The 6452-nt window shown below is 69.0% G+C and carries 6 protein-coding genes; all 6 read right to left on the bottom strand.

All coding sequences use genetic code 11. From position 1 onward, the window contains the following. Positions 1-98 precede the first annotated feature (98 nt). The 6 genes from pheT to infC all read right to left on the bottom strand — a co-directional run bounded on the left by pheT (position 99) and on the right by infC (position 6382). Positions 99-2627, bottom strand: a complete 2529-nt coding sequence (gene pheT, locus ACHFFZ_RS17055; protein ID WP_394277786.1) for a phenylalanine--tRNA ligase subunit beta — start codon at positions 2625-2627, stop codon at positions 99-101. Further along, the gene (pheS, locus tag ACHFFZ_RS17050) at positions 2624-3736 is read right to left on the bottom strand and encodes a phenylalanine--tRNA ligase subunit alpha (protein ID WP_394277785.1); all 1113 of its coding nucleotides are present in this window, start codon (positions 3734-3736) and stop codon (positions 2624-2626) included. Before pheS ends, pheT begins: the two co-directional genes overlap by 4 nt. 211 nt (positions 3737-3947) lie before the next feature. Beyond that, positions 3948-4751: a TrmH family RNA methyltransferase gene (locus ACHFFZ_RS17045; RefSeq protein ID WP_394277784.1), complete on the bottom strand. Its 804-nt coding sequence runs from the start codon at positions 4749-4751 to the stop codon at positions 3948-3950. A gap of 53 nt (positions 4752-4804) precedes the next feature. Beyond that, positions 4805-5176 (bottom strand): 50S ribosomal protein L20, encoded by a 372-nt coding sequence (gene rplT, locus ACHFFZ_RS17040; RefSeq protein WP_394277783.1) that lies wholly within the window; start codon positions 5174-5176, stop codon positions 4805-4807. A 128-nt stretch (positions 5177-5304) separates the two neighbouring features. Then, the gene (rpmI, locus tag ACHFFZ_RS17035; protein ID WP_394277782.1) at positions 5305-5511 is read right to left on the bottom strand and encodes a 50S ribosomal protein L35; all 207 of its coding nucleotides are present in this window, start codon (positions 5509-5511) and stop codon (positions 5305-5307) included. A gap of 112 nt (positions 5512-5623) precedes the next feature. Further along, positions 5624-6382, bottom strand: coding sequence for a translation initiation factor IF-3 (gene infC, locus ACHFFZ_RS17030; protein WP_394277781.1), 759 nt, complete (start codon positions 6380-6382; stop codon positions 5624-5626). Between the last annotated feature and the right edge of the window lie 70 nt (positions 6383-6452).

The raw sequence follows: 6452 nt of genomic DNA, 5'->3' as shown, positions 1-6452 counted from the left end.
TGTGACCGCCAACAGCCAGGCGCCACGCGCCAGCCGGACCTGACGAGGGCCGCAACCCCCTGATGGGGATTGCGGCCCTCGCTCCGTCGCGGACCGGGTCAGGCGCGCTGGACGGCCCCGAAACGCTCGGCGGCCACGGCCACTGCCGCGTCGCGGGCGGCGGCACTCTCCTTGTCCTTCAGGGTGCGGTCGGGAGCCCGGAAGTGCAGCGAGAAGGCCAGCGACTTCTTGCCCTCACCGACCTGTGGGCCACGGTAGATGTCGAAGAGCTCGCAGCTCTCCAGCAGCTCCCCGGCACCTTCCACCAGGGCCTGGCGCACCTCGGCGGCAGGCGTCTGCTCCTCGACGACCAGGGCCACGTCCTCCTTGGCCAGCGGGAAGCTGGACAGCGAGGCGATCGACCCCGCCGAGGGGGCCTGGGCCAGCAGGCAACCCAGGTCGAACTCCACCGCACAGGTGCGCGCCGGCAGGCCGAAGGCCTTGACGACGCTCGGGTGGAGCTCACCGGCAAAGCCGATCGAGGTGCCATTGGCCACCAGTTCGGCACACCGGCCGGGATGCCAGGGCATCACCTGGGCCGCACGACGGGTCAGGGTGATGCCGACCGACTCGGCCGCAGCCTCCGCCAGCGCGATGGCCTGGGTCCAACCCGCCGGAACAGCCGGGTGGTTCCAGGCCGCGGGCAGCCAGTTGCCGGCCAGCACTCCTGCGACGGCGACGGCCTGCTCGGGCAGGGCCGCCTCCAGACCGGCCAGTTCCTCGTCGCTGGGACGGTGCGCGACGCTCGGGCGCGGCGCAACGGCCCCGCTGCCCCGGCCGAAGACCCGGCCGCACTCGAAGACCGCGATGTCGTCCTGGCTGCGCGAGGTGTTGCGGGCCACGGCCTGGAAGAGCCCCGGCAGCAGCGTCGAACGCAGGTGGGCGTGGGTGTCGTCCAGCGGATTGGCGAGCCTGACCAGCTGGCGACGCGGATCCGCCTCGTCGGGCACCAGCTTGGCCATCTCGGACTCGCTGGTGAAGGGCAGGCTGATCAGCTCGACGAAGCCCAGGTCGACGACTGACCGCAGCACGGCACGACGGCCACGCTGCTCCGCCGTCAGGCCACGACCCATCGGGGCCGAGGGCAGCAGCGAGTCGATGCGGTCGAAGCCGATCTTGCGGCCGACCTCCTCCACGTAGTCATAGGGGTCGACCAGGTCGGGACGCCAAGTGGGCGGTACCAGCGTGAGCCGGCCGTCGGCGCGCGAAACCTGCACGCCGGAACGCTCGAGGATCCCGACGACCTCGTCACCGGAGACCTCGGCTCCCAGGACGCGTGCGGGCAGGTCCTCGGCGATCTGCTGCTGCGGCATCTCGGCAGGACCTCCCACGACGGTGCGGCCCTCGACCACAGACCCACCCCCGTGCTCGACCAGAAGCTGTGCGGCGCGCTCGGCCGCGGCCAGGCCGAGGTTGGAGTCCACTCCCCGCTCGAAGCGGCGGGATGCCTCGCTGGGCAGCTTGTGCCGACGGTGGGCGCGGCCGATCGCCAGCGCGTCGAAGTGGGCAGCCTCGAGCACGATCGAGGTCGTCTTCTCGGAGACCTCGGTGCTCTGCCCGCCCATGACGCCGGCCAGACCGATCGGGCCCGAGTCGTCGGTGATCAGCATGTCGTCGGCAACCAGGGTGCGGGTCACATCGTCCAGGGTGACCAGCGTCTCGCCGTCGCGGGCCTGACGGACCACGATGCCACCCTGCAGCAGGGAGGCGTCATAGGCGTGCAGGGGCTGGCCGGACTCGAGCATCACGTAGTTTGTGACGTCGACCGGCAGCGAGATGGCGCGCATCCCGGCTCGCTCCAGACGCTGGGTCATCCACTGGGGGCTGGGTGCCGACGGATCGATGCCGTCGACCCGCAGGGCGACGAAGCTGGAGCAGTTCGGGCTCTCGATGCCGACCGGCAGGCCCTCGGACACGGGGGCGGGAAGACCCTGGGCGTAGGGATCGTCGAAGTCGAGGTCGAGCGCCTGGGCGGCCTCGCGGGCGAGCCCGCGCAGGCTCAGCGCGTAGCCGATGTCGGGCGTGACGTCGATCTCGAGCACGGCGTCGCCGGCACCCATCAGGGCCATCGCGTCCTGGCCGGGAGTGACCTGCTGGTCGTCGATGGTGTCGGGCAGGATGATGATGCCGTCCTCGTGGCTGCCACCCAGGCCCAGCTCGTCGGCGGCACACATCATGCCGTCCGAGACGTGGCCATAGGTCTTGCGGGCCGCGATGGCGAAGTCGCCGGGCAGAACCGACCCGGGCAGGGCCACCACGACGAGATCGCCCTCGACGAAGTTGTGCGCCCCGCACACGATCCCCCGACCAGCCGGCAGCTCGGTGCCGTCCTCCAGGGTCTCGGCGGGGTCATTGTGCTCGTCGCCGACGTCGACCCGGCACCAGTTGATGGTCTTGCCGTTCTTCTGCGGCTCGGGATGGGCCGACAGGACCCGTCCGACGACCACGGGGCCGCTGACCTCGCCACCGACGGTCTCGACACGCTCGACGGTCAGGCCGGCACGGGTGAAGCTCTCGGCCAGCTCGGCCGCGGTGAGTTCTTCGGGCAGCGCGACCAGCTCGCGCAGCCAGGACATGGGGGCCCTCATCGTGCTCCTCCCAGAAGCGAACGGCTGAAACGGATGTCGCCCTCGACGAAGTCACGCAGGTCGGGGGCCTGGTTACGGGTCATCACCGAACGGTCGACGCCCATGCCGAAGGCAAAGCCGGAATAGACCTCGGTGTCGATGCCGCAGGCAGCCAGCACGCGCGGATTGACCACGCCGCAGCCGCCCCACTCGATCCATCCCTCACCACGGCAGGTGCGGCAGGGACGCGACGGGTCGCCGACGCTCTCGCCGCGGCAGACGAAGCACTCCACGTCGACCTCGGCGCTGGGCTCGGTGAAGGGGAAGTAGTGCGGGCGCATCCGGGTACGGATGTCGTCGCCGAACATCGCCTTGGCGAAGTGGTCCAGCGTTCCCTTGAGGTGGGCCATCGAGATGCCCTTGTCGACACACAGGCCCTCGATCTGGTGGAAGACCGGCAGGTGGGTGGCGTCGTACTCGTCGGCGCGGAAGACCTTGCCGGGGCTGACCACGTGGATCGGCAGCTCGCGCTCCATCAGTGTGCGGATCTGCACCGGGCTGGTGGCGGTGCGCAGCAGCACACCGTTCTCGACCGGGTCGAGCCACAGCGTGTCCTGCAGGGCGCGGGCCGGGTGCTCCGGATGCAGGTTGAGGGCGTCGAAGTTGTACCACTCGGCCTCGGCCTCGGGGCCTTCGACGACCTCCCAGCCCATGGCGAGGAAGACGTCGGCCATGGTGTCCATCAGGGCGGTGACCGGGTGGAGTGCACCACGCGGGTGCAGGGCGACCGGCAGGGTCACGTCGACGGTCTCGTCGGCCAGCTGCTGTTCCAGCTCGGCGGCCTCGAGCACCTCCTGGCGGGCACTGATCGCCTGGTTGATCCGGCCACGCGCCTTGCCCACACGGGCACCGGCCTCCTTGCGGGCCTGCGGCGGCAGGGCGCCGATCTCACGGTTGGCCAGGGCGATCGGGGACCGGTCGCCGTTGTGGTCGAGACGTGCCTGCTTGAGCTCGGCGGTGCTGGTGGCCTTCTCGACGGCCTCCAGGGCGGCTCGCACCATCTCGTCGACCTGCTCGGCGCCCAAGGGGGTCACCTGCACCGGGTCGTAATTGTCATTGGGCCCACTCATCGGGCTGCCTTCCTGTCGCTGGTGGGCGCGCTCGTGCGCGCTGAGTACGGGGTGTGGCCCCCGACCGTCGATCTGGATCAGCTGGCGAGCGTGCGCCGACGAGCATCCCCACGACCATGACCCGGCCGGGGGCTCAGAAATCGGCGCGCCAACATGGCGCCAGCCTACCAGTCACGCGCCTCGTGGCCCCCGGAGAACCGGTGGCCGGTACTCAGCCCTGGACGCGGCGCTGGGCCGAGGCGGTGGCGTACAGGCAGACTGCGGCCGCCGTCGACAGGTTGAGGCTCTCGGCCTGTCCCCACATGGGCACCCCAACCACCTTGTCCGCCAGGCTGCGCTCGCGTTCGGGCAGTCCCCAGGCCTCATTGCCCATGATCCAGGCGGTGGGGCGTGAGAGCTCCTCGGCCAGCTCGTCCAGGTGGGCTCCCCCACCGTCGGCGGCCAGCACCTGCATTCCCTGCTGGTGCAGGTAGGCGACCGCATTGGCGATCTCGACGCCAACGATGATCGGCAGGTGGAAGAGGCTGCCGACGGTCGCGCGCACCGTCTTGGGGTTGAAGACCTCCACCGATCCCTTGGTGAAGACCACCGCATCCGCGCCGAAGGCGTCGGCACAACGGATCACGGTGCCCGCATTGCCGGGATCGCGCACCTGGGCGCAGACCACCACCAGCTTCGGGGCGATGATCTCGTCCAGATGGGCGAGCTCCTGGCGGCAGATGGCCACCACGCCCTGTGGGGTGACGGTGTCGGACAGCTGGACCATGTCGTCGGGGTGGGCCCGCCAGCAGATCTTCTCGTCGGCCATGGCGAGCAGCTCGGCGTGCACCTCGGCATCGTCGACGATGACGGCCTCCACCAGCTCGGGGCGCCGCAGCGCCTCGCGCACCGCCTGGGCGCCCTCGGCCAGGAAGAGTCCCTGGTCGTCGCGCTCACGGCGCGACAACAGACGACGAGCCGAGCGCTGCTGCGCCCTGGAGATCAGGGGCAGTGCGCTCGGCTCGTCGAAAGTCATGCCAGAACCCTACAGGTTCGTGACGACGACCGGCTGCGGGTAGGAAGCCGTGCTCAGGCGGCGGTCTGCTGCGGCTGGTTGGCCTTGGCGACCTCGACCAGCGCGGCAAAGGCCTGCGGATCATTCACGGCCAGGTCGGCCATGATCTTGCGGTCGACCTCGATGCCGGCAACCTTCAGACCGTTGATGAAACGGTTGTAGGTCATGCCGTTGGCGCGGGCCGCAGCGTTGATGCGCTGGATCCAGAGCTGACGGAAGTCGCCCTTCTTCTTGCGACGATCATTGTAGGAGTAGGTCATCGAGTGGAGGACCTGCTCCTTGGCCTTGCGGTAGAGGCGCGAACGCTGGCCGCGGTAGCCCGAGGCCTGCTCGAGGATCTCGCGACGCTTCTTGTGCGCATTCACAGAACGCTTGACGCGTGCCATGTCTTACTCCTTGCTGTGTGTGCCGGCCGGCCGACTGGTGTCTGGCGAGGCCGAAGTGCGTGGTACTGCCGCGTCCTGCGGCGAGGGGTCCGGAGTGATCCGGGGGTGCTGGATGGACCAGCAGTGGATCAACGGCCCTTCATCTTGCCGAGGAGCTTGCGCATCTTGGCGGCATCGGCACCCTCGAGCAGCTTGTCCGTGGACAGACGACGGGTACGGCTGGTCGGCTTGTGCTCGTTCAGGTGGCGCTTGCCGGCCTGGCGGTGCGAAAGCTTGCCGCTGCCCGTGACCTTCACGCGCTTCTTGGCACCGGAGTGCGTCTTCATCTTCGGCATGTTGCCGCTCCATTCATCTTCTTCAGGTGGCCCGTCGCAGGCTGCTGCGGCGGGGGAACCGGTTGCCCGGTTCGCGCGGACGCGTCCTCGCGGGGACGAGCCCAGTGGTCTGTCACAGATCGATGTCGGGATCCATGTTGTCGGCGGGGCCGCGCTTCTTCTGCTTCGGCGGCTTGGCCGCAGTCTCGGCCTGGTGGCGAGCACGCAGCTCGGCCTCGGCGGCGCGGTCGGCCTCCTGCGCGGCGGCACGATCGGCCATCCGCTTGTCGCGGTCGACCTTGCTCTCCTCGCGCGCCTCGGTCTTCTTCTTGGTCGGGCCCAGCACCATCAGCATGTTGCGGCCGTCCTGCTTGGGGGCCGACTCGATGAAGCCGAACTCCTGCACGTCCTCGGCAAGCCGCTTGAGCAGGTTGAAGCCCAGCTCGGGACGCGACTGCTCGCGTCCGCGGAACATGATGGTGATCTTGACCTTGTCGCCGCCCTTGAGGAAGCGCACGACATGGCCCTTCTTCGTCTCGTAGTCGTGGCCGTCGATCTTGGGACGAAGCTTCATCTCCTTGATGATGGTGTTCGTCTGGTTGCGACGCGACTCGCGAGCCTTCTGGGCGTTCTCGTACTTGAACTTGCCGTAGTCCATGAGCTTGGCGACCGGCGGCCGCGCCATCGGAGCGACCTCGACCAGATCCAGGTCACCCTCACGAGCAAGCTGCAGTGCCTGGTCGATCTTGACGATGCCCACCTGCTCGCCGGCAGGCCCGACCAGGCGGACCTCCGGGACGCGGATCCGCTCATTGATGCGAGGTTCGTTGCTGATGTGTCCTCCAAGGTGTGAGTTCCTGTGACCGTCCCGGAGCGCAGCGTGCAGGAGCACCCGCGAACGCGAAAAAGGCTTTCGCGGACGCGAAAGCCTGACGACCAGACAGGAAGACCAGTCGAGCTGG

The organism is Luteococcus sp., from assembly GCF_043424415.1.
Taxonomy (GTDB): domain Bacteria; phylum Actinomycetota; class Actinomycetes; order Propionibacteriales; family Propionibacteriaceae; genus Luteococcus.
This window is presented reverse-complemented; position numbering and strand designations above follow the sequence as displayed.

What these genes read in the sequence shown, in the direction of transcription:
- pheT (WP_394277786.1), bottom strand. Translation starts at nt 2,627, where the DNA reads ATGAGGGCCCCCATGTCCTGGCTGCGCGAGCTGGTCGCGCTGCCCGAA.
- pheS (WP_394277785.1), bottom strand. Translation starts at nt 3,736, where the DNA reads ATGAGTGGGCCCAATGACAATTACGACCCGGTGCAGGTGACCCCCTTG.
- ACHFFZ_RS17045 (WP_394277784.1), bottom strand. Translation starts at nt 4,751, where the DNA reads ATGACTTTCGACGAGCCGAGCGCACTGCCCCTGATCTCCAGGGCGCAG.
- rplT (WP_394277783.1), bottom strand. Translation starts at nt 5,176, where the DNA reads ATGGCACGCGTCAAGCGTTCTGTGAATGCGCACAAGAAGCGTCGCGAG.
- rpmI (WP_394277782.1), bottom strand. Translation starts at nt 5,511, where the DNA reads ATGCCGAAGATGAAGACGCACTCCGGTGCCAAGAAGCGCGTGAAGGTC.